This window comes from Chitinophagaceae bacterium, assembly GCA_016713085.1.
In the GTDB taxonomy this organism is placed as follows: Bacteria; Bacteroidota; Bacteroidia; order Chitinophagales; family Chitinophagaceae; genus Lacibacter.
The window spans coordinates 2,385,550-2,410,955 of sequence record JADJPV010000001.1 but is presented as its reverse complement, the minus strand read 5'-3'; the positions used below and the strand labels follow the sequence as shown (position 1 = coordinate 2,410,955).

Below are 25,406 nucleotides of genomic sequence, written 5' to 3'. Positions count from 1 at the left end.
CCTCCAAAGGAAGGGCTTGGCATAGCACGAAGCCAGCTTATTGAAAAGATTGAGTAGATATAAAGATGTTGCTAATTGATGATTGAAACCTAATTGTTGAAATGCTTAATAACTATTGTTTAATTAATAAAATAAAAACCCGGCCTCCTTCTCCTTTGGAGAAGGACCGAGGATGAGGCCATGACTGCATCTCAAATCATATTTTATCTTATCTCAGCTTTCATTCTCACAATGGGGATTTGCTCTGTTGTTACAAGAAAGATTTTCCGTTCAGCCATCTGGCTCCTGTTTTCATTAATGGGTATTGCCGGGTTATACTTCTGGATGGATGTTCAGTTTATTGCAGCTGTGCAGATTGTAGTATACGTCGGCGGCATTGTGATACTCGTCATCTTCTCTATTTTTCTTACCCAGCAATCGGGTAAAGAAATGGCGAAAGCACCGAAAGGAAGAACAATTTTCAGCATATTGGCCGTACTGTTCGGATTTGCATTTACTTATTTTCTGATTCAGCAATACGGATTTACACCATCTGATAAATTGTTCGACACTGACGTTGCAAGAATTGGCAATGCCATGCTCAACACAGAACAGGGCGGTTATTCTTTACCTTTTGAAGTAGTAAGTATATTATTGTTAGCAGCAATGGTAGGATGTATTGTAATTGCTCTCAAAATTAAACCGGAAGAAAAATGAACGAAGTACCATTAACACATGTCCTGTTTGTGAGCACAGCACTGTTCTTTATTGGCATGTATGGTTTGTTTACACGCCGTAACCTCATCACCATGCTGATGGCAATTGAATTAATGCTCAACAGTGTAAACATCAACTTTGTGGCATTTAATAAATATTTATATCCCGAAAAATTAGACGGCATCTTCTTCACCATATTTATTATCACAATTGCTGCTGCTGAAGCAGCCGTAGCGATTGCCATTATCATCAATCTCTACCGCAGTCATAATTCAATTGATGTGGAAGATGCAACGGAAATGAAATATTAGAAGACCAAGCCCCTCCGGCTCCCCTGAAAGGGGAGTGTGCTGATGCACAGGGCCAGCATGTTAAAGATGTTGATTAAATGATAGAGTGTGAATGACGACTAAAGAAGAAAAGATGAAATGCTTAAATACAGAATTTAAATAACAAAGAAAAGCCCGGCCTCCCGCTGTCCTGAGCGTAGTCGAAGGATGGAGAGGGAACGAGGGTGAGGCCTTTATATGAACAACTATACTTACATATCATTAATCCCTTTACTTCCATTGGCAGGTTTTGTACTGCTTGGTTTGTTTGGAAGAAAATATTTCAACGGTTCTGCCGGTATCATTGGTACAGGTTTGCTGCTGATCTCAACAGTACTTTCACTTTATACAGCTTACCAGTACTTTTTAGTTGACGGGAAAGTGGGTGATACTTATCAAACAATTACTGCGCTAAAGTTTACCTGGCTTTCTTTTTCTGATACAGTTTCGATTGACATGGGTATTATTCTCGATCCTATTTCAGTTATGATGCTGGTGGTGGTAACTGTTGTTTCCTTAATGGTACACATCTTCAGCCTTGGATATATGAAAGGTGAAGAAAGATTTGCTACTTACTATGCTTTCCTTGGATTGTTTACCTTCTCTATGCTTGGATTGGTTGTATCATCCAATCTCTTCCAGATCTATATGTTCTGGGAATTGGTAGGTGCGTCTTCTTACTTACTCATCGGTTATTACTTCCAGAAACCCTCTGCAGTTGCGGCTTCAAAGAAAGCATTTATCGTAACACGTTTTGCTGATCTTGGTTTCCTCATCGGTATTCTTATCCTTGCTTTTTATGGTGAAAGTTTAGACTTCAACACCATCATTCATAATTTAACCACACAGCAGTCAACACAGTTTGTTGCCATTACTTCCGCTTCTTTTATTGGAGTATCAGCTATTACCTGGGGCTTAACAATGGTGTTCATGGGTGGTGCAGGCAAAAGCGCCATGTTTCCATTCCACATCTGGTTGCCCGATGCAATGGAAGGTCCTACTCCTGTTTCTGCATTGATCCACGCAGCAACAATGGTGGTGGCAGGTGTATATCTTGTTGCAAGATTATTTCCACTGTTTGCTATCAATGAAACAGCATTATCAATTGTAAGAATTGTTGGTGTGGTATCTGCTTTATTTGCAGCTGTTATTGCCTGTACACAAACAGATATTAAACGTGTACTCGCCTATTCAACTATGAGCCAGATCGGTTACATGATGTTTGCATTAGGTGTTAGTGGCAATGGTGGTGAACATGGTTTAGGCTATACAGCTTCCATGTTTCATTTGTTTACACATGCATTTTTCAAATCATTATTATTCCTCGGCGCAGGTGCAGTTATTCATTTAGTGCACAGTAACGATATGAAAGATATGGGTGGATTGAGAAAGTTCATGCCAATTACACATCTTACATTTTTAGTTGCCTGTCTTGCTATTGCAGGTGTTCCTCCTTTCTCCGGGTTTTTCAGTAAGGAAGAAATTTTATTGGCAGCTTATAATTCAAGCATGATCGTGTATGTGATTGCATTGCTCACTTCCGGTCTTACTGCTTTTTATATGTTCCGTTTGTATTTCTCTATCTTCTGGAACAAGCAAAGTGAAGTACATAATGACCATGGCGAAGGAACTTTCTCTATGAAACTTCCATTGATTATTTTAGCCGGATGCACAATGGCTGTTGGCTTTATTCCATTTGGTCATTTTGTTTCAACAGATGGCAAAGCATTGGAAACTCCTTTCCATTTAATGTTCTCCATCGCACCGGTTTTGATTGGATTAACAGGAATTGCAGTTGCGATGTGGATGTACAAAAAAGAAAGCAGTAAACCGCAGCAGGTATCAACTGCACTGGGTGGTTTATACAAAGCAGCTTATCATAAATTTTATATGGATGAGCTGTATCTCTTCATCACCAAAAAAATTGTCTTCAATTTAATCGGTCGCCCTGCAGCATGGATTGACCGCAATATTGTTGATGGCCTGATGAATGGCATTGCAACAACAACCGGAAAAATATCCAGCCTCATCAAAGGTTTGCAATCAGGTAAAGTACAGAACTACGCATTATACTTCTTTGGCGGAATAGCAGCATTAGTTATTATGTTTATTTATTTATGGAAATTATAAAATGAATCTATCCTTACTTCTCATATTGCCCCTTGCGTTTTCGCTTCTCCTTTTAGCAGTAAAAGGTTTGAAACAGGTACGCACTGTTGCACTGCTTGCTGCAGTTGCACAATTAGGTCTGAGTGTTTTTCTCCTGTTTAAATTCTTAGAGGAAAGAATTACCAGCAGTGGCGATTTCATCTTTGATCAGAATTATACCTGGTACAAAGCGCTTAACATCAATTATCATGTTGGGGTAGATGGCATTTCAGTTGCCATGATCCTGCTTACTTCTTTTGTTGTACTGGCTGCCGTGCTGGTTTCATGGAAGCAGGAACACATGCATAAAGAATTTTTCTTCCTGTTATTATTCTTAAGTCTTGGTGCATACGGGTTCTTTATTTCGCTTGATTTGTTTACCATGTTCTTCTTCTTAGAAGTGGCAGTAATTCCTAAATTCTTATTAATCGGAATCTGGGGTAGCGGTAAAAAAGAATACAGTGCTTTGAAGCTGGCTTTGATGCTCATGGCAGGTTCTGCTTTAGTCTTTGTGGGATTATCAGGATTATATTTCAACACCAGTATCAACGGTGTTCATTCATTCGACTTGTTGCAGATTTCTCAGCAAAATATTCCAGCCAATCTGCAAAACTTATTCTTCCCGTTTGCTTTTATCGGCTTCGGAATTTTTACTGCATTGTTTCCTTTTCATACATGGGTACCCGATGGTCACTCATCTGCACCAACAGCTGCGTCTATGTTCCTCGCAGGCATATCTATGAAGCTGGGTGGTTACGGATGTTTACGTGTAGCTACTTATTTAATGCCAGATGCTGCTGAACATTACTCAACAATCATTATTATTCTATCCTGCATTGCAATTTTATATGGAGCCTTTGCTACCATGATGCAGACCGATTTGAAATACATCAACGCTTATTCTTCTGTGAGCCATTGTGGGTTTGTTTTACTCGGTATTGGTATGTTAACCAAGACTTCTATTAATGGTGCAGTATTACAAATGGTGAGTCACGGTTTAATGACAGCCCTTTTCTTCGCCGTGATTGGTATGATTTACGAACGTACACATACAAGACAGGTGGCACAGCTCGGCGGATTATTAAAAGTGATGCCGTTTATTTCTTCTGTGTTTGTAATTGTGGGATTGTGTTCACTGGGTTTACCCGGCTTCAGTGGATTTGTTGCAGAGATGACCGTGTTCATGGGAAGCTGGCAGAGAGCTGATACATTTTACCGTATTGCAACCATTGTATCGGCAGCATCAATTGTTGTTACAGCAGTTTATATTTTAAGAGCAGTTGGTTCTTCTATTATGGGACCAATTAAAAATACAGAGTATTTAAAATTAGGTGATGCAGCCTGGAATGAAAAAACAGCTGCTGTGTTATTGCTGGTTGGAATACTGATTATGGGTTTGGTTCCTTTCTGGTTAACAGATCTCATCAATCCCGGAACAGAAGTGATTATGCAGAAAATTGGAATGATCAAGTAAATTAAAATGATGAACGAATTTTTCATACTGATGCAACAGGAATTGCTGTTAACAGCAATCATCTTTATTCTTTTGTTTGCTAAACTTGGCGCAAAGGATTTAGAGCCCAAAACTCTTTTGCTGCTCACAAATATCTTACTGACCATAAACTTTGTGGCTGGATTTTTCTTCAATGCTGATGGCTCACTGTTTGGTGATATGTTTCAAACCAACGACCTGGTGCGGCTTGAAAAAAATATCCTGAACCTTGGCACGCTGATCATCTCTCTTCAATCGTACAACTGGTTGATGAAACATAAACATGCAGCTGAATTTTATATTCTGATGTTTTCCACCCTGCTGGGCATGTTCTGTATGATCAGCAGCAGGAACCTCCTGATGTTTTATGTTGGATTGGAATTAGCAAGTATTCCTCTTGCAGCAATGGCAAATTTTGACCTCGATAAAAGACGTTCTGCTGAAGCTGCTATGAAATACATTATCTCATCAGCTTTTGCTTCCGGTTTATTATTGTTTGGCATTTCCATGATCTATGGCATTGCAGGAACTGTAAACTTTGCTGAACTGCGTGAAATTGCTTCAGCCAATCCTTTATTCCTGTTTTCATTCATATTGCTGATTGCAGGTTTTGGTTTTAAAATTTCTGCTGTTCCCTTTCATTTATGGACAGCCGATGTATACGAAGGTGCCCCTATTGCCGTTACTTCTTATTTATCTGTGATTTCAAAGGGCAGTATGATTTTTGTAATGACGAGTGTATTGTTTACAGTGTTTGATAAGTTGTTTTTCCAGTGGTATAATATCATGGCAGTGCTGGCCGTGCTGTCAATGGTTATTGGTAACCTGTTTGCAATCCGTCAGCAAAACATCAAACGATTCCTTGCCTTCTCCTCTATTTCACAGGTTGGTTTTATTTTAATTGGTGTGAGCGGTGGTGATAATACAGGGTTCAGTTCGGTCGTATATTTTGTCTTGATTTATATATTCTCCAACCTTGCAGCCTTTGGTGTGTTGAGTTTGGTAAGTTCAGAAAAAGGAAAAGAACGCATTGACGACTTTAAAGGTTTCTATAAAACCAATCCATTGCTAACATGGGTATTGGCAATTGCTTTGTTTTCGCTGGCAGGTATTCCGCCAACTGCCGGGTTCTTTGGTAAATTCTTTTTGATCCTGGCAGGTGCCGGGAAAAATAATTATGTGCTGATCACTATTGCAGCATTAAACATGGTGGTATCGCTTTATTATTACCTGCGCATCATCAAAGCCATGTTCATGGACTCCAATGAAAATCCGATTGAAAAAGTGGAGGTCAGCTGGAGTCCGAAAATTGCAATGGCAATCTGCATCGGAGGCATTGTTGTAACAGGATTGGTGAGTGGTGCTTACGAGTATATTTATTCGCTGGTTAAATAAAAACAATGAGACTGGGACTTGGATTGATGTTCTTAATGATTGGATTATTTGGTATTCTTTTTTATTTATCAGGCATGCATGGACATTTGACTTTCAGACCACACATGCTTCAAGATTGGATAATTTGGGGAATTGTAACCGTCTCTTTTATCGCAGGTTTTTATTTCATACTGAAAGGAATAAAAAAATTAAACCAAAAAGATTGAGTAATTATGGCAATCAATAAAAATCACGAGTTTGAAGATCTGGATGGAGTGAAATGTGCTGTTGTTGAAAAAAACGCAGGTAAAGACCGTGTTGCATTTCTGAAAGATTTGCTTGAATACAACAACTATAAAGTGATTGTTGTTCCTTCCCCTCCTCCGAAAGCTGCGCCAGCTCCAAAGCCAGTTGAAGGCGAGGTTGCTTCCGCCCCCGCTGAAGCTATGGCGGACAAGCCTGAAACATTTACTATTGGAGTAACCAATGTAATGTTTAATGTAACGAATGCTCTTTTTGGACGAGCACTGAGAACAAAGACAGGTCATATTGTTACTCCCGCTTACTGGCAGCAGAAAGATGCTGTAAGCCATGATGAAATTCCTTACTACGAACAACATTAAATATCCAGTATGATGCAGGTGAAAAATTTATTCGACAAAGAAACCTTCGATGAAATTCTTACCCGGATTCATTTTGTCAATTCGCACAGTGAACGTTTATGGGGAAAGATGACACCAGGCCAGATGATGGCGCATTGCAAAGAAGCATTTAAAGTTCCGCTCAGCAGCAAACCAATCCCAAGAATGTTCATTGGTCTTTTAATTGGCTGGGCAATGAAAAAAAAGTTATATGATGAAAGTCCCTGGGGACAAAGCCTTCCCACAGCACCCAATTTTATTATTAAAGGCGACAGGGATTTTGAAACAGAAAAAAACGAACTGGTTTCAATGATCACCAGTTTTCACCAGAGAGGTGCAGTCGGCATTGGTGATAAAGTGCATCCAATGTTTGGCAAACTCACTGCTGAGCAATGGGGAAAGAGTATGTGGAAGCATTTAGACCATCACCTCATGCAGTTTGGTGTGTAATATCTCTGCCTTTTTATCTTTGCCACTACAAACCAACTATATACTACGGCAGTCAGGCAGCTTTCGGAAATGCCCGAAGATGAATTAAAGAAAAGAGAGAAAGAAATGACTGTTGCAGTTATACTCCTTTCAATTACAGTTATGATTATGCTTATATCTACAATTTTTGGTTTTATAAAGAAAGGCTTTACTGCAACTACCATTTTACCCTTTGCCTTTTTACCCCTCGCAATTATCAACTTTCTGAACCTTAAAAAAATAAAGGCAGAACTGGCTTCAAGAAAATAAGCATTCACATCTGATTTATTTCATCAAGCGTTCCTACGGAACGCAGCTACAGTCTGATTCTTGGTTACCCATGAATTGTGCCGACGGCACAACGGCCATCAAAAGCAGAACATCATTCAAACTTTGCTACGCATACTTTGTGGTGATGGAAAAGCAAAAAAATCTATTCCGTATACCTTTCAAAAATGGAAATTATCATGCCTGAGCTTTTTTGTCCCGTAGGGACAGATGATGGGTAACTCCTGTGTGAAAAAGGATGTTGCGTTCCATCGGAACGCCTGCTGCAAAATTTCTTCAGTTAAAATACAAAGGGAATCTCAAATGAGATTCCCTTCAATTTTTCATACGGAAATTATTTTTCTTATAAACCTTTCAGTGTTTGAAGACGTTCCCACCTGCTCACTTTTGCTTCTTCAGACTGAACCATAAAGCGTGCTGCCAGTTCAGGATCTTTTGCCTTAATTACATTGAAACGGTTTTCATGATACATGAATTCGCTCAATGACATGGAAGGATCTTTTGAATCAACTACAAAACGTTCACCTCTTGGTTTCATCGGATTGTAATGGAACAGTGGCCAGTAACCGCTCTTCACTGCAAAATCCTGTTCTTCTGCACCTTTTGCCATATCAATACCATGTGCAATACAGTGACTGTAAGCAATAATCAATGAAGGACCAGGATAAGCTTCTGCTTCCAGGATTGTTCTTACAGTATGGATATCATTTCCACCCATTGCAATTTGTGCAACATAAGCTGTTCCGTGTGCAATGGCCTGCAGTGCCAGGTCTTTCTTACCGGTTGTTTTACCATTTACTGAGAACTTCGCACTTGAACCTAATGGAGTAGATTTTGATTTTTGTCCGCCGGTGTTGGAATATACTTCTGTATCCAGTACCATGATGTTTACATTTTCACCGGTGCTGAGTACATGATCCAAACCACCATAACCAATATCATAAGCCCATCCATCACCACCAATGATCCAAACAGATTTCTCTGCAAGGAAATCAGCCAGGTGATAAAGATTGTTCGCTGCAACTGATTTCATATTCTCCAGTTGTTTTTCAGCAAACCAATAAGAACATGTTTCGCCTGTATCTCTCCTTCTGTTGTTTCAGGTGCAGCAACAATGCTGTCTACTAAACCTTCACCAACAAACGGACGCAATTCATCAAGCAATTGCATCGCAATGTCTCTTTTTTTATCGTTGGCCATTTTAATACCTAAACCAAACTCGGCATTATCTTCAAACAGTGAGTTGGCCCATGCCGGCCCTACACCTTCTTTATTCGATGTCCATGGTGTTGTTGGCAGATTACCTCCAAAGATGGATGAGCAACCTGTTGCATTGGCAACGATCATTTTTTCGCCAAACAACTGTGTAAGTAATTTCAGGTATGGAGTTTCACCACAACCTGAACATGCACCACTGAACTCAAACAATGGCTGGAAGAACTGTGAACCTTTTACAGTATTCCTGTTTACTCTTGAACGATCCACTTCAGGAATGCTTAAGAAGTAATCCCAGTTTTCAATTTCTTTTTCCTGGAACTCTGTTTTATCAATCATGTTGATAGCCTTATGTCCTGGTTCTGTTTTACTTGTAATTGGGCAGAACTCAACACATAATGTACATCCTGTGCAATCTTCTGTTGACACCTGCAGTGTATATGCTTCTGTTTCTTTATTCCACTCTTTACCGATTGGTGCAACATGTTTGAATGAATCAGGAGCTGATGCCAGCAATTCCTTATCATATACTTTCGGACGGATGGCAGCATGCGGACAGATCATGAAACATTTACCGCACTGTGTACACAAATCAGCATCCCAAACCGGAACAGCATCAGCAATATTTCTTTTTTCCCATTTGGTAGTACCGGAAGGAAACTGACCGTCAACAGGAAAAGCACTTACCGGAAGATCATCACCTTCGCCGGCAATAATTTTACCTAAAACTCCTTTCACAAATTCTGGAGCATCAAATGGCACTGTTGCATCCTGTTCTTTTGTACCAATCAAGAGGTTTTTATAATCGATTTCATACAGATGTTCAAGCGTAGCATCAACAGCTTCGTAGTTTTTCTGTACTATTTTTTCACCTTTCTTCCAGTAAGTATCGTAAATCGCTTCTTTAATTTTTGCAATGGCTTCTTCTCTCGGCAATACATTGCTGATGGCAAAGAAGCAGGTTTGCAGAATAGTATTGATCCTGTTACCCATACCGGTTTCTTTTGCAACGGTATAAGCATTGATCACAAAGAATTTTAAATGTTTGTGTTTGATTTCTTCCTGAATTTTTCTTGGAAGTTTTGCCCACACTTCATCTTTATCATAAGGAGTATTTAACAGAAAGGTTGCGCCATAAGCCGCATCTTTCAGGATATCATACTTCATTAAATAATTGAAGTGATGACAGGCCACAAAGTTTGCTGAGTTTACCAGGTAGGTAGAACGGATTGGGTTTTCACCAAAACGTAAGTGAGATGCAGTTAATGAACCCGATTTCTTGGAATCATACACAAAATAACCCTGTACAAAGAAATCTGTTTTATCACCAATGATCTTAATGGAGTTTTTATTTGCACTCACCGTACCATCGGCACCTAATCCAAAGAACAATCCACGGAATTTATGCTGTGAATCGAGGTTGAATGTTTTATCGTACCACAAACTCAGATGGGTAACATCATCATCAATACCGATTGTAAAGTGAGTCTTCGGACGTTTTTGTTTCAGTTCTTTAAACACTGCTTTCACCATTGCAGGAGTAAACTCTTTTGATGACAAACCATAACGGCCGCCAATAACATGTGCATGATGATTTTCCTGCGATTCGTTCAGGGCATTCACCACATCCATATATAATGGTTCAGCCATACTGCCTGGTTCTTTACACCTGTCGAGTACAGCAATTGCCACTACAGATTTAGGAATTGCTTTGATAAATGCTTCAATAGAGAATGGACGATACAGGCGAACAATGAGTACACCTACTCTCTTTCCTTCTGAGTTGAGATAATCAACTGTTTCCTGTACAGCACCTGCACCAGAACCGATGATAATGATCAAACGATCTGGATGCGGATGTCCGTAATAATCAAAGAGGTTATATCTTCTGCCGGTCAGTTCATAGAACTTGTCCATTTCTGCCTGAACAATGCCGGGAACTTTTTCATAATAAGGATTGGCTGCTTCCCTGTTCTGGAAAAACACATCAGGGTTTTGAGCAGTACCACGGATAAATGGATTGTTGGGAGATAAGGCCCTGTCACGATGGTCAGTAATTGCCTTGTCATCCATCATAGCTTTAATTACTTCATCAGGAATGATTTCAACCTGTGAAAGTTCATGTGAAGTACGGAAGCCGTCAAATATATTCATGAAAGGAACTCTGGATTTCAGCGTTGCAGCCTGTGCAATCAGCGCCATATCCATTGCTTCCTGTGCATTATTGCCAAATAACATCGAAAACCCTGTTGCTCTTACGGCCATCACATCACTGTGATCACCAAAGATGGACAAGGCATGAGTAGCTAAGCTCCTGGCAGCAATATGAAATACGGTTGGAGTTAACTCACCCGCAATTTTGTACATATTGGGAATCATCAGCAGCAAACCCTGCGATGCAGTGAAAGTAGATGCTAATGCACCGCCCTGTAATGCTCCGTGAATGGCACCTGCGGCACCTGCTTCACTCTGCATTTCCATGATTCGGGGCACCTGACCGAAAATGTTTTTGATGTCTTTTGCACTCCACTCATCGGCCCATTCGCCCATGTTAGAAGAAGGAGTAATTGGATAAATTGCGCAAACCTCATTGCATTTGTAAGCAATATAGGCAGCTGCTTCGTTACCGTCCATTACCTCTACTTCGGGCTTGGCTGGTATTACTTCGACGCTTTTATTTGTGTCCATAATAATTGGTTATTTTGAAGGGATAAAAGTACCTGACACCAAAAAGGGAGGAAATGATGAGAATCAGCAAAAAAACTAATATCAATAGGATTTTCGAATAATCCGGAAGTTTATGTTGGGTATCATTCCGCTCCGTGACAAAAGTCATAGTCTATCTTATTTAATCATCGTTCATTTGCGATGAACAACTTAAGACTATGCAACGTACAACCACCGAAATCAATTACACGGCTAAAGAAGAAGCACTTGCCAGGTATGCAAAAGCACTGTCACACCCCATCAGGATTCGGATTCTGAATTTTCTTGAAAAGCAGGCCTGTTGTTTTACCGGCCAGCTAACGGAAGAAATTCCAATGGCTCAATCAACCATCTCCCAACATCTGAAAGAGTTGAAAGATGCGGGGTTGATTCAGGGAGATGTGATGCCTCCAAGAGTTAAATACTGTATTAACCAAAAAGCATGGGATGAAGCAAAGAAAGTTTTTGCAACTTTTTTTGAATAACAATTTTACCCCATTTACCGAAAACAGCATGAAGCATACATTATCTATATTGATTTTCTTTTTTCTGGCCCAGGTTGGTTTTGCGCAACAGCCAGTTGTGAAGTACAGTGGCAAAATGAGTAAGATCGGCCAGGAAGGAAGAACCGATGCGGCCATTTTAGTTGATACCATCAATGCAAAACATTTGTATGCAATTGGTCCGGTGGAAAATTTACGGGGCGAAATCATTGTATGGGACAGCAGATCTTTTGTTGCTGCAATTACAACGGAGAAAAAACCTTTCCTGTTAAGAGATGTAAAAGACCTGAAAGCAATTTTCCTGGTTTATGCGGATGTGGCTGAGTGGGACACGATTGTCCTTACTCGAAAAATCAGTTCAATGAGAGAACTTGAAACTGCTGTAACAAATGCAGCCCATCAGCATGGTACAGACACAGCAACGGCATTTCCTTTCCTGCTGTTTGGCAAAGTAAAAGAAGGAAGTGGTCATATTATGTTTAAAGACAGCTCTGTAACAACAATTAATCCTGAAACATTAAAGGAAGCAAAACAGATCAATACGTTCAGCCATCAGAAAGCACAGATGCTGGGATTTTATTCACAGCATCATCAAACCATATTTACACATCACGACAGCTATCTGCATATTCACTACAGGTTATGGAACAGATATCAGGCCGGCCATCTGGAAATAATTTCGTTTGATGAAGCTGAGCCGGTTAAATTATTATTACCTCATAAATAAACTTTACAACAATGAAAATGAATATTAAAGTATTAGGCCCCGGTTGCCCTAAATGCAAGACCACTTACAACAATGTACTGGAAGCTTTGAAACAAACAGGCATTGAAGCTGATGTTACGAAGATTGAAGACATAGAAGAAATGATGAAGTACAATGTATTGACCACACCTGTGCTGATGATTGATGATGTAGCAAAAGTAAAAGGCCGCATAGCTGATGTAAATGAAATTAAACAATTACTGAAACAATAAACCAATGAACATGGAAACAAAACAAACTATGGTAAATGAAATATGCCCAACCACAACACAGTCGTGGGTAAAGAAAGGCGCATTGTTGGTTGATGTAAGAGAAAGAGATGAAGTGGAACAACTTGCTTATGATGTTCCTGCTATTGTTAATATACCACTGAGTGAATTTGAGGTTCGTTACACTGAATTGCCGTTCGATAAAGATCTTGTAATGGTTTGCCGTGGCGGTGGCAGAAGTTTACGGGCAGCAGGTTTCTTACTGAATAACGGATATGATCCGGGCAAAGTGGTTAACATGCAGCATGGAATTATCCGTTGGGCTCAAAAAGGGTTTCCAACCAAAGGGGATACAACTACTGTATTGGGAACAAATACAAACAGCGGTTGTTGCAGTACTTCAACTGCAAAAACACCATCTGACAACAGCTCCTGCTGCGATTCACCCAACAGTGATGGCAGTGCCTGTTGCTAAACTAAAATTACAATCATGTTCGACTGGGTACAAACTTTCGCTGACTGGCTTATATATTCTGTTTTTGGCATTGCAACTCATAGTAAATTAGGAGACGCTCTTAATTTTTTTGTATATGACACTTTGAAAATTTTAATCCTGTTATTTATCATTACCTCAGTAATGGGAGTGGTCAACTCCTATTTTCCGGTTGATAAAATAAGAAATTTCCTTTCCAGGAATAAGCTGTTTGGTCTTGAATATCTATTCGCTTCCACTTTTGGAGCCATCACTCCGTTCTGTTCCTGTTCCTCTGTTCCGTTATTTATCGGCTTTGTAAAAGGTGGTATTCCGCTTGGTGTAACATTTGCTTTTTTAATTACTTCCCCATTGGTAAACGAAGTAGCCATCGCTTTGTTCATTGGAATGTTTGGATTGAAAGCAACTGTTATCTATGCATCCAGTGGTATTATTCTGGGAATGATTGGCGGAATGATCCTCAGCAGACTAAAATTAGAAAAGCATTTAACACCCTGGGTTCAGAATATTCTTGCGAATGCACATACAGAAGCTGAACTGGATGAAGAGAAAAGAACATTGCTGCAAAGAATGCCTGAAATATTTAAAGAAGCGCTGGGCATTATTAAAGGTGTGTTTTGGTATATTATAATAGGTATTGGATTGGGAGCTGCCATGCATGGCTTTATTCCTACCGGCTTTTTTGAACATTATATCAGCAAAGACAATCCTTTGCAGTTCCGATTGCAGTAATACTTGGTGTTCCGATGTATAGTAATGCAGCAGGTATTTTACCCATCATACAGGTATTTGTAGCAAAAGGTATACCCATCGGCACAGCCATTGCCTTTATGATGGCAGTGGTAGGTCTCTCTATACCAGAAGCGACATTGCTGAAAAAAGTGATGACATGGAAACTGATTGCTATCTTTTTTGCTGTAGTTACAGCTTGTATAATTTTCTCAGGATATCTTTTCAATATTATCTTATAAATTAAACTCGTATGAAAAAGTTAAGCATCACACTGTTCTCTCCATTCTGGCAATTTTATTTACATCCTGCAACAGTCAGGCACAGCAAAGCAAACAAACAGCAGTTACTGCAGGCACAATTGAAATTATTCAGTTTCATTCTGAACACCGCTGCGTTACCTGTATATTAATTGAAAAGTTGACAAGAGCAACCTTAGCCAATAACTTTTCAAGCATTCCTTTTACATTAGTAAATGTGGATGATAAGAAAAATGCAAAAAAAGCAGAGCAGTTTGAAGCAACAGGCACTGCACTGTTTTTATTCAATCCTAAAACAGGCAAGAAAAAAGACCTCACAGAATTTGCTTTTATGAAAGCCGGCAGTGAAAAACTGTTTGAAGAAGAATTGAAAAAATACATTCAGGAATTTATAAAAGAATAAGATGGATTGGTTAACTGATCTTGCACAAAACAGGGAGCTGCCCTTTCTGGCAGCTTTCGCATTGGGCTTACTCACAGCAATCAGCCCCTGCCCTTTAGCAACCAATATTACTGCCACAGCCTATATTGCAAAAACACTTACTGATAAACGAAAGGTATTACTCAGCGGCCTGTTGTATACATTGGGGCGGATGTTTTCGTATACAGCACTGGCGGCAATTATTTATTTTGGAGCCAGTAAGTTCCAGGTAGCAAAATTATTCCAGGGCAATGGTGAAAAATTCATCGGTCCATTGATGATCCTTATTGGTTTAATTATGCTGGGTGCTATTAAACTCAATTTTTTATCCAAAGGAAATTTAACTGACAGGCTTTCAGAAAAATTCAAAGACAAAGGCTTGCTTGGTTCTTTTTTATTGGGAGTAGTATTTGCATTGGCATTCTGTCCCTATAGCGGTGCCTTGTTCTTTGCTATGCTTATACCAATGACTTTATCTGCATCAGCAGGGTTGAGCTTACCTGTTGTATTTTCAATTGGCACAGGCTTACCCGTTATCTTCTTTGCTTTTGTAATAGCATTCAGTATGGAGAAATTAGGGATGTATTTTAAGGCCATCAGCAAAGTGGAGAAGGTAATGCGGATTGTGGCAGGGCTCACTTTTTTACTTACCGGCCTGTATTACATAAATATTTATTTAAAGATTTTTTAAGCCACTCCCGTTTTCAATTAAAATCGTAATATTGCGATTAAATAAATTAAATGGGAGCAACAAAGGCGGATGAATTTTCAGTAAAAGATAACCGCATTGCAAAATACGCAAAGGCTCTTTCGCATCCGGCAAGGGTTGCCATTATGCACCTGCTCATTAAAAAACAGGCCTGTATTTGTGGCGACATCGTAGAGGAACTCCCCCTTTCACAAAGCACCGTATCACAGCATTTAAAGGAATTAAAAGCAGCAGGTCTGATTAAAGGCGATATAGAAGGAAAAAAAGTGTGTTATTGTATTGATGAAAAAGAATGGAAAAAAGCTGAATCCCAGTTGCAGGGTTTCTTTTCGGCGTTTCAGCCATTAAAAGAGAAATGCTGCTGACACTGATAACATTCAACTGTAAATTCTACTAATTAAGAAATATATGTACGATCTGATACAACAACGCTGCAGCGCACTGGTCAAAAACTTTGGCGAAATACCGGCAGAGCGGAAAATACTCTTAGAAAAAATTTCATCCTATATAAAAGGTAAGACCGTTAACAAAGAAACAGCCAACCTTGTGTATGTGTGTACACATAATTCACGCAGGAGTCATCTTGGCCAGGTGTGGGCAGCTGTTGCCGCAGCCTATTACGGTATAGAAAATATTAAAACATTTTCGGGAGGTACAGAGGCCACGGCTTTTAATCCCAATGCAATCAAAGCACTTGCAGTTGCCGGATTTGAAGTGAAGAAAACAAGTGAAAGCAAGAACCCTCTTTACGAAGTGTACTTTTCTGAAAACAGTTTCACTACCTGTTTTTCCAAACTATATAATGATGCAGAAAATCCTTCACAGAATTTTGCAGCCATCATGACCTGCTCTGATGCAGAAGAAAACTGTCCGTTCATACCCGGCTGTGAACTTCGGATCGGTACAACTTACAATGATCCGAAAGCATTTGACAATACTGTTCTTCAGGATGAAAAATATACAGAGCGCAGCAACCAGATAGCCATGGAATGCTTATACGTTTTCTCAAAACTTACTGACAACTAAATTCAATCAATGAGTGCAAACAATTGTGCCCCTGCACATGAACGGAAAAAATTAAGCTTCTTAGACAGGTATCTAACTTTATGGATCTTCCTGGCAATGGCGATTGGTGTAGCCATTGGTTATTTTTTTCCTTCTTCATCAAAACTCATCAACTCATTTTCATCAGGCACAACCAATATTCCTTTGGCGGTTGGATTAATCTTAATGATGTATCCCCCACTCGCCAAAGTACGTTATGAAAAATGGGTGAAGTATTTACCAATGTAAAAGTGCTCACTGCTTCGTTGCTGTTGAACTGGGTGATTGGACCCATCCTGATGTTTGTATTAGCCATTACCTTTTTAAGAGGCTATCCTGAATATATGATCGGTGTGATCCTCATCGGTCTTGCACGTTGCATTGCCATGGTGGTGGTTTGGAATGAACTCGCCGAAGGCAACCGTGAATATGCCGCAGGTCTTGTTGCATTGAACAGTATTTTCCAAGTGTTGTTTTTCAGTGTGTATGCGTATGTGTTTATAACCCTGCTGCCTCCTCTGTTTGGTTTGAAAGGATTAGCAGTTGATATTACCATTGCTGAAATTGCAAAAAGCGTTGGTATCTATTTGGGGATTCCGTTTGCTGCCGGTGTTATCAGTCGGTATGCACTCATCAGATTAAAAGGTGAAGAATGGTTTCATCATAAGTTCGTTGCATTAATCTCTCTTATTACATTAATTGCACTGCTGTTTACCATTGTCATCATGTTCAGCTTAAAAGGTGAACTGATTGTGCAGATACCATTTGATGTTTTACGGATTGCTCTTCCTTTAGTGATTTACTTTGCCATCATGTTTGTGGTAAGTTTCTTTGTCGGCAAATCATTCGGTGCTGATTATTCAAGAGCAACATCCGTTGCCTTTACTGCAACAGGAAATAATTTTGAGCTAGCCATTGCAGTCGCCATTGGTGTATTTGGCATCAACAGCGGTGAGGCATTTGCCGGAGTGATTGGTCCATTGGTAGAAGTGCCGGCATTGATTGCATTGGTGAATCTTGCTTTCTGGTTCAGAAAGAAATATTACTTGAAAACAGAAGCACAGGGTTAATAAATTAGTTGTTGATCAGCGACCAAACGCCAACAGCTATCAGCGCCCCAATAATTGGCCCGACAATCGGCACCCAGCTGTAACCCCAATCGCTGTTACGCTTATGCTTTATAGGAAGAATAAAATGCATCAACCGTGGACCAAGATCTCTTGCAGGATTGATGGCATAGCCGGTTGGTCCGCCCAAACTCAAACCAAGACCCAACACGAGTAAAGCAACAGGTAATGCATCCAAAGCACCCAGACTGTTTTGCGGTGCCGCAATAAATAACACACCCAGCATCAATGCAAATGTTCCGATCACTTCAGTTAACACATTAAAGAATGGACTTTTAATGGCAGGACCGGTACAGAAAATCGCCAGCATGGCATCTGCATCATTTACTTCATCAAAATGTTTTTGTAAGCGAGCCACATCAACAAAGAACCTGTCATGGCTCCCAGTAATTGTGCAAGAATGTAAAGAGGAACATTAGCCCAGTCAAATTTTCCAACAGCTGCCAAAGCAATAGTAATGGCAGGATTTAAATGTGCTCCACTGATTGAAGCACTACTGTACACACCAACAAAAACCCCAATGGCCCAGCCAAAGGTGATGACAATCCATCCACCATTATTACCTTTTGATTTTGCAAGCAGTACATTGGCAACAACACCATTACCCAACAGGATAATAAACATAGTGCCGATAAATTCAGCGAGGAAAGGAGTCATATGGCAGTCGTTTTGGTTTGTAGTTTATAGTTGGCTGTTATACCTGCAATCAGCTTTTTCATTACTCATTCGTCAGACAACCTTTCTATCCCGTCCGACGGGGGCGTCTGACGTTGCGTACATCTTACATCACACATTTCCTCACTTCAACAAATACCCTTCCGCCACTTCATTAAATTCTTTCAGCTGCTGTTGTTTCCATGCTTCATCTTTATTCATTTCCTTCATCATGATATCAGCAACCAATGGCGCTGCTTCAATGGCGGCTTTTGCATCAAGAAACAAAGCTCTTGTACGTCTTGCCAAAACATCTTCCACCGTCATCGCCATTTCATTTAATACGGCCCATGCCACTTCAGCAACGGTGTAAGGAAGTTCGGAATGAATCAATTGAGAATAACCCTGGCCCTGTAAATAACGGATGGCTGCTGCATCACTTCCGTAATAATATAAAGGATTATTAAAATCAACTTTCTTCATCCAGCCATGCAGTTTCATGGTTTCCGTTTGACAACGGGTATAAGCCAACCCACCTGTATAGTGAGCTTTCAAAATTACTTCCTGCGCCATCTTTCTGTACGTTGTCCATTTACCTCCGCTGATATTCACCATGCCACCTTTTGAAACCCAGATGGTATGATCACGGGGAAGTAAAGCCGTTTTCTTTTTACCCGGCACTTTTACCAATGGACGCAATCCGGCAAACACACTTTTAATATCGCTGCGTTGCAATCCTGTATGTACATAGCGGTTGAAGTGATTGATCACAAAGGTTACTTCTTCCTCCAATGCAACAGGTTCGGCACTTGCATTTTCAACACTTGTATCTGTTGTACCTATAATTACTTTATCATGAAATGGAACTGCAAACAATACACGCCCATCATCGGTACGTGGAATAAACAGAGCCTGTTCGCCGGGAAAGAATTTTTTATCAACCACAATATGAATTCCCTGCGATGGTGAAACGGTTTTTAACAACGCATCATCATCCATCTTTAAAATTTCATCTACAAACACACCTGTTGCATTGATGACGATGGTTCCTCTTGCTTCATACACTTTACCATCCAATGCATCTTCAATCATTACACCCTTCACTTTTTCCAGTTCGTGAATAAGGCTGGTTACTTTACAATGATTCAATACCGTTGCACTTACATCACCCGCTGTTAACGCAAGCGACACACAAAGTCTTGCATCATCAAACTGTCCATCGTAATAAGAAACACCGCCGCTGAGTTTTTTTCCATCCAGTCCTTTAATGTATTCCTGCGTTTTTTTGATGGATAACATTTCTGTTCCTCCCAAACTCAGTTTGGCCGATAAAAAATTATACACTTTCAAACCAAGCCCATAATATAATTTCTCCCACCAGCGGTAAGCAGGTAAAACCAGTTTGAGCGGATGTGCAATATGCGGAGCATTTTTCAGCAGCAAACCTCTTTCACGCAGGGCATCTCTTACCAGTCGAAAATTTCCCTGCTGCAGATATCTTACACCACCATGCACCAGTTTGGTTGAACGGCTGGATGTGCCTTTTCCAAAATCATGCTGCTCGACTAACAAGGTTTTATAACCACGGGCTGCAGAATCAACTGCGGCACCAAGGCCGGTTGCACCACCACCAATGATAATGATATCCCAGTGGTTGGTTGTTTTTAATTGCTGTATCTGTTGAGATCTGTTCAGTTTGTAGTTTTTAGTTTATAGTTCATAGTTTGAATCAGAACGACTGCAATATTAATGAAAGAGTTTGACGTTTGGAGGCTCAACTGCCAAACTACAAACTGCAAACTCCTAATAACTCATCGCTGCTTTCACCGCCTTTGCCCAGCCGCTGCTGAGGCTTTGCCTTTTCTCCTCTTCCATGCCTGAAACAAATTTCCGTTCAATCTGCCATTGCTGCTGAATTTCATCAATACTGCTCCAGTAACCGGTTGCCAGTCCGGCAAGATAAGCGGCTCCCAATGCCGTTGTTTCCGTAATACGTGGACGAACAACCGCTGTATTGAGCAGATCGCTCTGGAACTGCATCAATAAATTATTAACAGTAGCTCCACCATCAACCCTCAGTTCTTTAATTTCAATTCCTGAATCGGCTTCCATGGCTTTTAATACATCAGCGGTTTGATAAGCAATGCTATCCAATGCTGCTTTGGCAATATGCGCAGCGGTTGTTCCTCTTGTAATTCCGACAATCGTTCCTCTTGCATGCTGGTTCCAGTAAGGAGCACCTAAACCTGTAAAGGCCGGCACAACATACACACCATCACTGTCTTTTACTTTTGCAGCTAATGGTTCAATATCAGTTGATGAACGGATGATGCCCAATCCGTCTCTTAACCATTGTACCACTGCACCGGCAATAAATACAGAACCTTCCAGTGCATATTCTGTTTTGCCATTGATCTTCCATGCCACTGTCGTTAATAAATTATTGCGGGAGATCACTGCTTTCTCTCCTGTATTCATCAGCATAAAACATCCTGTGCCGTAGGTATTTTTTACCATGCCGGGATGCGTACACATTTGTCCGAACAAGGCACTTTGCTGATCGCCGGCAATACCGGCAATTGGAATATTAACTGCCGTAAGAATGTTTTGTGTTTTGCCATATACTTCGCTGCTACTGCGGATTTGCGGCAGCATATTACCGGGTATATTGAAAATCTTTTCCAGTTCACCATCCCATTGCAATGTTTGCAAATTCATGAGCATGGTGCGGCTTGCATTGCTTACATCTGTTGCATGCACCTGTCCTTTGGTTAAATTCCAGAGCAGCCAGGTATCAACTGTACCAAAACAGAGTTCACCTTTTTCTGCTCTTGTTCTTGCGCCTTCCACATTGTCTAAAATCCATTTCACTTTTGATGCACTGAAATACGCATCCACCACCAAACCTGTACGTTGCTGAATAAGAATATGCAGGTTCTTCCGTTTTAACTCATCACAGAAATCAGCAGTTCTTCTGTCCTGCCAAACGATGGCATTGTAAATTGGCTTGCCTGTGTTCCGATCCCACACAATGGTTGTTTCCCGCTGATTGGTAATACCAATGGCATGAATATTTTCTGTTGTTAGCCCGGCATGAGTGATCGCTTCTGCGGCAACACCCAATTGTGTACTCCAGATTTCTTCGGGATCATGCTCCACCCAGCCCGGCTGCGGAAAAATTTGTGTAAACTCTTTTTGTGCAACGGAAACAATTGTTCCTTCGTGATCAAACACAATGGCACGGCTGCTGGTGGTTCCCTGGTCGAGTGCAAGTATGTATTTCTTCATAACACATACAAGATATTGAAAAAACTTACTTAAAACAGGATATGGCTAAACCCGATATTGATGTTTGCATTTAAAGCAGAACGGGAGTAATATACATATGGTGTTGATGATACCTTTCCGGGATCGTAGTACCGCCAGGAAGCCCCTGCATACAAGCTTAGCCTGGTTCTGAAACTGACAAAGTAACTGGCTGAAACATTTATACCCGGAGTTATTGCAAAGCCCAGTGATTGATCAAAAAAATTACTGAACATATATTCCGGTAGAATATTGAACGTTCCAGTAATCATTGTTCGGTTACTGGGATAATACCCGACAGAATAAAAGGCAATCATCAATAATTCTGAGCGGGTTGTGTTGTTTAAAAAGGGTTGCTGCGGAGGGTTGTTGCCATTTTGAACCTCAGATTTGAATCTTCTCCATTCCTGAACAAAAACTAAAGATGCCCCCATACTTTTTTGCCAGAATAAATTAACCGGTTTTTGTTTTTCAATACCTATTACAGGTTCATACCCATATGTAAATGATCTGTCGCTTCCCTTATAAGTACTTGATGGATTGTTCTGTTCAATTTTACTATGCTCCCATCTTACTGATGGCCTTACTCTGAAATAATAAATCGTTCCGGCCTGCCTGCCGGGATTAAAAGCAAATGCCCAATTATCATTAACAGCAGTGAAATAGGCAATGGAGGAATGCTTCACGAAATTATTTGCCTGAAAGAAAGAATCAATTTTTGTGAGTTCATAAATGCGGCGTCTCCTGCTGTCAAATACACGGCGGTTATTAATCCCTGTAATCAACATGGCCAGTTCGTTCATTTTTTCAGCTGAAATATCCTGATCCAGTAAATTCATTTTTTTAAGATCATTAACTATAAACATAGCCATCTGTGCATCCTGTACATTTTCTAACCTGCCTTTGCCAACTCCAACTGAAAGCTGATCCTGAAAATTTATTCTCCCGCTGTTTGAAAAAATACTTCCACCAAATTGGCGGTTACTATTTCCATATGTATTGAACTCATTTCCAATTTCAAAAAATGTATTCTTTTTAAAAAAGAAACGATCCATTCTGCTCCATCTGCCAAATAGATTGGCAGCCCTGGTTTTTGTTCCCGTTAAATCAGTACTGTTGAATTTTGAACTGTACGATGGGTTCAAACTGAAATTTGAAGTATTCTGCCGTTTATCTGTGCTGATGATTCTGAAATAATCTAAAGAAGGGTTTGAATTGAATGAACGGTAATGTATATCATTTGAGTTAGCAACTTTTGAATCTAATACTCCCCCGCTGAGATTAATATCCAATTCCAATCCCCTTACACCCGGGGTGCGGAATTTATAATCCTTTAACTGGAAAGAAGAATCCTGTGCGCTTGTTTGATTAACTGTAAAAATGCAGGCAATTAAAATGGTTAGGGTAAATCTGAGGGTCATAAGAGTTAGTTTATAGATGGTTTACCGGACAGTTCAAAAGTAAGTGTGTTGCAATTACCCGTATTAAAAAAGAATCATAATTTAAAGTATAGGTTATGTTAAAGAAAACTCTGACTATTTTCGTGAAATAAATTTCCTGAGAAGAATTCCATGAAAATTGAACAGGTCAGCACTAAGCAAACAGAAAAAGACTTTTTACAGGTAGCTGTGAATATATATAAACAGGATGCCAACTGGATCCGTCCGCTGGACAAGGATATTATACAGGTATTCGATCCGGAAAAGAACAAAGCATTCCGGCATGGTGAAATTGTACGCTGGATCTTACAATCAGATGAAGGTAAACTTATTGGCCGTGTGGCTGCATTTGTGAACAGCAGGTACAAAACCGAAGATGATGAGTTTCCAGTTGGCGGCATGGGTTTTTTTGAGTGTATTAAGGATCAAACCGCAGCCAATCTTTTATTTGATACAGCTAAACAATGGCTGCAAAGCAAAGGCATAGAAGCAATGGATGGGCCTATCAATTTTGGTGAACGTGACCGCTGGTGGGGATTACAGGTAGAAGGTTTTCAGCAACCTTTGTATTGCATGAACTACAACCTTCCTTATTATCAGCAGTTATTTGAAAACTACGGCTTCAAAATTTTCTTTAACCAGTATTGTTATTCGCTGAAAGTAAAAGATAAACTCGAAGAAAGATTCTACAGGCATCATGATGAATTGTCAAAAGATCCAAATTACAAAGCCGTTCATACCAACATGAATGAGCTGGAAAAATTCGCCAGGGACTTTGCAACAGTTTATAATAAAGCATGGGCCGGGCATGCAGGGCTGAAACAGATGGAAGAAAAAACGGCCATCCGCATGTTCAATGCTATGAAGCCGGTGATGGATGAACGCATCAGCTGGTTTACCTATTATAAAGATGAGCCCATTGCCATCTGGTTAAACATGCCCGATCTCAATCAATGGTTCAAACATCTCAATGGCAAACTCGACATGTGGGGAAAGCTGAAATTCATTTGGGTGAAAGCAACCAAACGTAATAAAAAATTCACCGGAATTATTTTTGGGATTGTTCCGGAGTTTCAACGAAAAGGGGTGGATGCATTTATGATTATGGAAGCAGCAAAAGTGATCCAGGAACCCATGCTCTATGATGATTATGAAATGCAGTGGATCGGCGACTTTAATCCAAAGATGATGAATGTGGCGGCCAGCCTCGGCACACATATCAGCCGGAAATTAATTACCTACCGTTACATCTTCGACAGAACGAAAGAATTTAAGCGGCATCCGGTGTTGTAATCTCAAACAAAAACAGAGCCCTCTTACGAGGACTCTGTAAACCATAAACCTGCAACTACAATAATAAACATCATAGCCAATTCTACCATCTGCCTGTTTCCATACTGCTGTTGATAATTACCTCAAATTCTGATTGAGTAATATATTGGGGAGTATACGTTCCGCCTGCATTGATAATATTCGTGTAAAAAGAGCGGAGATGATTACGGCTCCCTTTTGAAAGACTTGCATAAACTGTACGGATATCCTGGTTGTCAACAGTGGTTAGTGCCTTTGTGAGATCAAACAGATCGAGATCTTCAATTGTTGCTCCAACTTTATATGCATCCAATAAACTTTTACTTCCAAGTTCTGTCAGCTGAATATAAAGATTCTTCATTAACACACTTTCAAATACTCCTGTTTCGTCAGACTTTACGGGATCAGTAAGTCCGTACCTGTTAATCAGTATCAATACGGCATCCATATGCGTCTGTTCGCTTGAGCTGATGTTATTGAAAACTGCTGCATTCCACTTTGCATACAATGTTCTGTAAACATCCCTTGCCAGTTTTTCTTCTTCACGCATAAGCAATAACGAACTTAACTCAGAGGCATTGAGATCTTCTTTAGGAAGAAGATTAATCTGTGACTGAAGAGTGGCAGACTGTATACCTCCGTTATTTAAGTTATCCGCATTCAACTGATTTACTTTCCCGCATCCCGCTGAAAGTAATGCCGGCAATATGATTATCGCCAAGGCTTTAAAAACCTTTTTCATACTATTTTATTTTAGGGTATTTGAAAACAAGTAAGCTATCATTACCATGATCTTCTGCCTCCGCCTGTTCTGCGGCATTGCATGTTTGAACGTCCCTGCCTGTTACCCATGCCATAACCTCCTCTCTCCTTCCCTGCCCCTGTCCCCTGTTAACCGCAGGCCGGGTATTATTTTCATAGTTATCACATACCTTGTTTTTGTTGGCATCAACATAGGCGGGACTGTTTGTGTTTGTTCCCGGTGTGCCATTGCCCGGTTTTGTTGTTTGGGCAGACAAAGCTCCGCCGATAGCAACCATGAAGATTGCTGTAAGAATCATCTTTTTCATTTGTCAAT

General features: G+C 40.2%; 24 protein-coding genes and 4 pseudogenes. 20 read left to right on the top strand and 8 right to left on the bottom strand.

Annotated elements, in window-relative coordinates; translation table 11 throughout:
- Positions 1-231: 231 nt before the first annotated feature.
- From IPK31_11610 to IPK31_11575, 8 genes are all read left to right on the top strand, one after another.
- Entirely contained in the window at positions 232-696 is a 465-nt protein-coding gene (locus tag IPK31_11610) for an NADH-quinone oxidoreductase subunit J (GenBank protein MBK8088534.1), read from the top strand.
- A complete protein-coding gene (gene nuoK, locus IPK31_11605; GenBank protein ID MBK8088533.1) occupies positions 693-1,007 on the top strand; it encodes an NADH-quinone oxidoreductase subunit NuoK in 315 nt (104 codons plus the stop codon). The genes IPK31_11610 and nuoK overlap by 4 nt, the downstream gene beginning before the upstream one ends.
- Positions 1,008-1,223: 216 nt before the next feature.
- Entirely contained in the window at positions 1,224-3,155 is a 1,932-nt protein-coding gene (nuoL, locus tag IPK31_11600; GenBank protein ID MBK8088532.1) for an NADH-quinone oxidoreductase subunit L, read from the top strand.
- 1 nt (position 3,156) lies between these two features.
- Positions 3,157-4,647: an NADH-quinone oxidoreductase subunit M gene (locus IPK31_11595; GenBank protein ID MBK8088531.1), complete on the top strand. Its 1,491-nt coding sequence runs from the start codon at positions 3,157-3,159 to the stop codon at positions 4,645-4,647.
- Positions 4,648-4,656: 9 nt separating this feature from the next.
- Positions 4,657-6,060, top strand: coding sequence for an NADH-quinone oxidoreductase subunit N (locus tag IPK31_11590; protein MBK8088530.1), 1,404 nt, complete (start codon positions 4,657-4,659; stop codon positions 6,058-6,060).
- 5 nt (positions 6,061-6,065) lie between these two features.
- Complete coding sequence (locus IPK31_11585) at positions 6,066-6,266, top strand: hypothetical protein (GenBank protein MBK8088529.1); 201 nt, start codon at positions 6,066-6,068, stop codon at positions 6,264-6,266.
- Between the two features lie 6 nt (positions 6,267-6,272).
- Complete coding sequence (locus IPK31_11580; protein ID MBK8088528.1) at positions 6,273-6,662, top strand: hypothetical protein; 390 nt, start codon at positions 6,273-6,275, stop codon at positions 6,660-6,662.
- Positions 6,663-6,671: 9 nt separating this feature from the next.
- The gene (locus IPK31_11575) at positions 6,672-7,130 is read left to right on the top strand and encodes a DUF1569 domain-containing protein (GenBank protein ID MBK8088527.1); all 459 of its coding nucleotides are present in this window, start codon (positions 6,672-6,674) and stop codon (positions 7,128-7,130) included.
- Here IPK31_11575 and IPK31_11570 read toward each other — a convergent pair.
- Positions 7,106-7,426 carry a hypothetical protein gene (locus IPK31_11570; GenBank protein MBK8088526.1) on the bottom strand — a complete coding sequence of 107 codons (321 nt, stop codon included), beginning with the start codon at positions 7,424-7,426 and terminating at the stop codon, positions 7,106-7,108. The genes IPK31_11575 and IPK31_11570 overlap by 25 nt on opposite strands.
- A 353-nt stretch (positions 7,427-7,779) precedes the next feature.
- Positions 7,780-11,339 (bottom strand): annotated as a pseudogene (nifJ, locus tag IPK31_11565) (pyruvate:ferredoxin (flavodoxin) oxidoreductase).
- 197 nt (positions 11,340-11,536) lie between these two features.
- Here nifJ and IPK31_11560 point away from each other — a divergent pair.
- The 11 genes and pseudogenes from IPK31_11560 (at position 11,537) to arsB (ending at position 17,561) form a co-directional block, all read left to right on the top strand.
- Positions 11,537-11,842 carry a winged helix-turn-helix transcriptional regulator gene (locus IPK31_11560; GenBank protein ID MBK8088525.1) on the top strand — a complete coding sequence of 102 codons (306 nt, stop codon included), beginning with the start codon at positions 11,537-11,539 and terminating at the stop codon, positions 11,840-11,842.
- A gap of 28 nt (positions 11,843-11,870) precedes the next feature.
- Positions 11,871-12,587 (top strand): hypothetical protein, encoded by a 717-nt coding sequence (locus IPK31_11555; GenBank protein MBK8088524.1) that lies wholly within the window; start codon positions 11,871-11,873, stop codon positions 12,585-12,587.
- A 17-nt stretch (positions 12,588-12,604) separates the two neighbouring features.
- Positions 12,605-12,838: a TM0996/MTH895 family glutaredoxin-like protein gene (locus IPK31_11550; protein ID MBK8088523.1), complete on the top strand. Its 234-nt coding sequence runs from the start codon at positions 12,605-12,607 to the stop codon at positions 12,836-12,838.
- Positions 12,839-12,848: 10 nt separating this feature from the next.
- On the top strand, positions 12,849-13,310 hold the full coding sequence (locus IPK31_11545) for a rhodanese-like domain-containing protein (protein ID MBK8088522.1): 462 nt from the start codon (positions 12,849-12,851) through the stop codon (positions 13,308-13,310).
- Positions 13,311-13,325: 15 nt separating this feature from the next.
- Positions 13,326-14,299 (top strand): annotated as a pseudogene (locus tag IPK31_11540) (permease).
- A gap of 11 nt (positions 14,300-14,310) precedes the next feature.
- Positions 14,311-14,469 (top strand): hypothetical protein, encoded by a 159-nt coding sequence (locus tag IPK31_11535; protein ID MBK8088521.1) that lies wholly within the window; start codon positions 14,311-14,313, stop codon positions 14,467-14,469.
- An 8-nt stretch (positions 14,470-14,477) separates the two neighbouring features.
- Positions 14,478-14,720 carry a hypothetical protein gene (locus IPK31_11530; protein ID MBK8088520.1) on the top strand — a complete coding sequence of 81 codons (243 nt, stop codon included), beginning with the start codon at positions 14,478-14,480 and terminating at the stop codon, positions 14,718-14,720.
- Between the two features lies 1 nt (position 14,721).
- Positions 14,722-15,429, top strand: coding sequence for a sulfite exporter TauE/SafE family protein (locus tag IPK31_11525; GenBank protein MBK8088519.1), 708 nt, complete (start codon positions 14,722-14,724; stop codon positions 15,427-15,429).
- A gap of 50 nt (positions 15,430-15,479) precedes the next feature.
- Positions 15,480-15,812, top strand: a complete 333-nt coding sequence (locus IPK31_11520) for a winged helix-turn-helix transcriptional regulator (protein ID MBK8088518.1) — start codon at positions 15,480-15,482, stop codon at positions 15,810-15,812.
- 43 nt (positions 15,813-15,855) lie between these two features.
- Positions 15,856-16,473, top strand: a complete 618-nt coding sequence (locus IPK31_11515; protein ID MBK8088517.1) for a protein-tyrosine-phosphatase — start codon at positions 15,856-15,858, stop codon at positions 16,471-16,473.
- Positions 16,474-16,482: 9 nt separating this feature from the next.
- Positions 16,483-17,561: pseudogene (gene arsB, locus IPK31_11510) on the top strand (ACR3 family arsenite efflux transporter).
- Between the two features lie 4 nt (positions 17,562-17,565).
- On the opposite strand, the pseudogene IPK31_11505 reads toward arsB, so the two are convergent.
- The 4 genes and pseudogenes from IPK31_11505 to IPK31_11490 all read right to left on the bottom strand — a co-directional run bounded on the left by IPK31_11505 (position 17,566) and on the right by IPK31_11490 (position 22,999).
- A pseudogene (locus IPK31_11505) lies at positions 17,566-18,275 on the bottom strand (aquaporin family protein).
- 141 nt (positions 18,276-18,416) lie between these two features.
- Positions 18,417-19,967 carry a glycerol-3-phosphate dehydrogenase/oxidase gene (locus tag IPK31_11500; protein MBK8088516.1) on the bottom strand — a complete coding sequence of 517 codons (1,551 nt, stop codon included), beginning with the start codon at positions 19,965-19,967 and terminating at the stop codon, positions 18,417-18,419.
- A 108-nt stretch (positions 19,968-20,075) separates the two neighbouring features.
- A complete protein-coding gene (gene glpK, locus IPK31_11495; GenBank protein ID MBK8088515.1) occupies positions 20,076-21,560 on the bottom strand; it encodes a glycerol kinase GlpK in 1,485 nt (494 codons plus the stop codon).
- Between the two features lie 29 nt (positions 21,561-21,589).
- Positions 21,590-22,999, bottom strand: a complete 1,410-nt coding sequence (locus IPK31_11490) for a hypothetical protein (GenBank protein MBK8088514.1) — start codon at positions 22,997-22,999, stop codon at positions 21,590-21,592.
- Positions 23,000-23,149: 150 nt separating this feature from the next.
- Between IPK31_11490 and IPK31_11485 the strand changes: the two genes are divergently transcribed.
- The gene (locus IPK31_11485; protein MBK8088513.1) at positions 23,150-24,310 is read left to right on the top strand and encodes a hypothetical protein; all 1,161 of its coding nucleotides are present in this window, start codon (positions 23,150-23,152) and stop codon (positions 24,308-24,310) included.
- A gap of 82 nt (positions 24,311-24,392) precedes the next feature.
- Here the strand turns inward: IPK31_11485 and IPK31_11480 are convergent, their stop codons facing one another.
- Positions 24,393-25,070: a DUF2202 domain-containing protein gene (locus IPK31_11480; protein ID MBK8088512.1), complete on the bottom strand. Its 678-nt coding sequence runs from the start codon at positions 25,068-25,070 to the stop codon at positions 24,393-24,395.
- Position 25,071: 1 nt separating this feature from the next.
- On the bottom strand, positions 25,072-25,398 hold the full coding sequence (locus IPK31_11475) for a hypothetical protein (GenBank protein MBK8088511.1): 327 nt from the start codon (positions 25,396-25,398) through the stop codon (positions 25,072-25,074).
- Between the last annotated feature and the right edge of the window lie 8 nt (positions 25,399-25,406).

Excerpts from the sequence above, each read along its gene's own strand:
- IPK31_11535 (MBK8088521.1), top strand. The coding sequence starts at position 14,311 with ATGAAAAAGTTAAGCATCACACTGTTCTCTCCATTCTGGCAATTTTAT.
- IPK31_11610 (MBK8088534.1), top strand. The coding sequence starts at position 232 with ATGGGGATTTGCTCTGTTGTTACAAGAAAGATTTTCCGTTCAGCCATC.
- IPK31_11590 (MBK8088530.1), top strand. The coding sequence starts at position 4,657 with ATGAACGAATTTTTCATACTGATGCAACAGGAATTGCTGTTAACAGCA.
- IPK31_11475 (MBK8088511.1), bottom strand. The coding sequence starts at position 25,398 with ATGAAAAAGATGATTCTTACAGCAATCTTCATGGTTGCTATCGGCGGA.
- IPK31_11520 (MBK8088518.1), top strand. The coding sequence starts at position 15,480 with ATGGGAGCAACAAAGGCGGATGAATTTTCAGTAAAAGATAACCGCATT.
- IPK31_11585 (MBK8088529.1), top strand. The coding sequence starts at position 6,066 with ATGAGACTGGGACTTGGATTGATGTTCTTAATGATTGGATTATTTGGT.
- IPK31_11480 (MBK8088512.1), bottom strand. The coding sequence starts at position 25,070 with ATGAAAAAGGTTTTTAAAGCCTTGGCGATAATCATATTGCCGGCATTA.
- nuoK (MBK8088533.1), top strand. The coding sequence starts at position 693 with ATGAACGAAGTACCATTAACACATGTCCTGTTTGTGAGCACAGCACTG.
- IPK31_11580 (MBK8088528.1), top strand. The coding sequence starts at position 6,273 with ATGGCAATCAATAAAAATCACGAGTTTGAAGATCTGGATGGAGTGAAA.
- nuoL (MBK8088532.1), top strand. The coding sequence starts at position 1,224 with ATGAACAACTATACTTACATATCATTAATCCCTTTACTTCCATTGGCA.
- IPK31_11595 (MBK8088531.1), top strand. The coding sequence starts at position 3,157 with ATGAATCTATCCTTACTTCTCATATTGCCCCTTGCGTTTTCGCTTCTC.
- glpK (MBK8088515.1), bottom strand. The coding sequence starts at position 21,560 with ATGAAGAAATACATACTTGCACTCGACCAGGGAACCACCAGCAGCCGT.
- IPK31_11555 (MBK8088524.1), top strand. The coding sequence starts at position 11,871 with ATGAAGCATACATTATCTATATTGATTTTCTTTTTTCTGGCCCAGGTT.
- IPK31_11485 (MBK8088513.1), top strand. The coding sequence starts at position 23,150 with ATGAAAATTGAACAGGTCAGCACTAAGCAAACAGAAAAAGACTTTTTA.
- IPK31_11515 (MBK8088517.1), top strand. The coding sequence starts at position 15,856 with ATGTACGATCTGATACAACAACGCTGCAGCGCACTGGTCAAAAACTTT.
- IPK31_11545 (MBK8088522.1), top strand. The coding sequence starts at position 12,849 with ATGGAAACAAAACAAACTATGGTAAATGAAATATGCCCAACCACAACA.
- IPK31_11575 (MBK8088527.1), top strand. The coding sequence starts at position 6,672 with ATGATGCAGGTGAAAAATTTATTCGACAAAGAAACCTTCGATGAAATT.
- IPK31_11525 (MBK8088519.1), top strand. The coding sequence starts at position 14,722 with ATGGATTGGTTAACTGATCTTGCACAAAACAGGGAGCTGCCCTTTCTG.
- IPK31_11550 (MBK8088523.1), top strand. The coding sequence starts at position 12,605 with ATGAATATTAAAGTATTAGGCCCCGGTTGCCCTAAATGCAAGACCACT.
- IPK31_11490 (MBK8088514.1), bottom strand. The coding sequence starts at position 22,999 with ATGACCCTCAGATTTACCCTAACCATTTTAATTGCCTGCATTTTTACA.
- IPK31_11560 (MBK8088525.1), top strand. The coding sequence starts at position 11,537 with ATGCAACGTACAACCACCGAAATCAATTACACGGCTAAAGAAGAAGCA.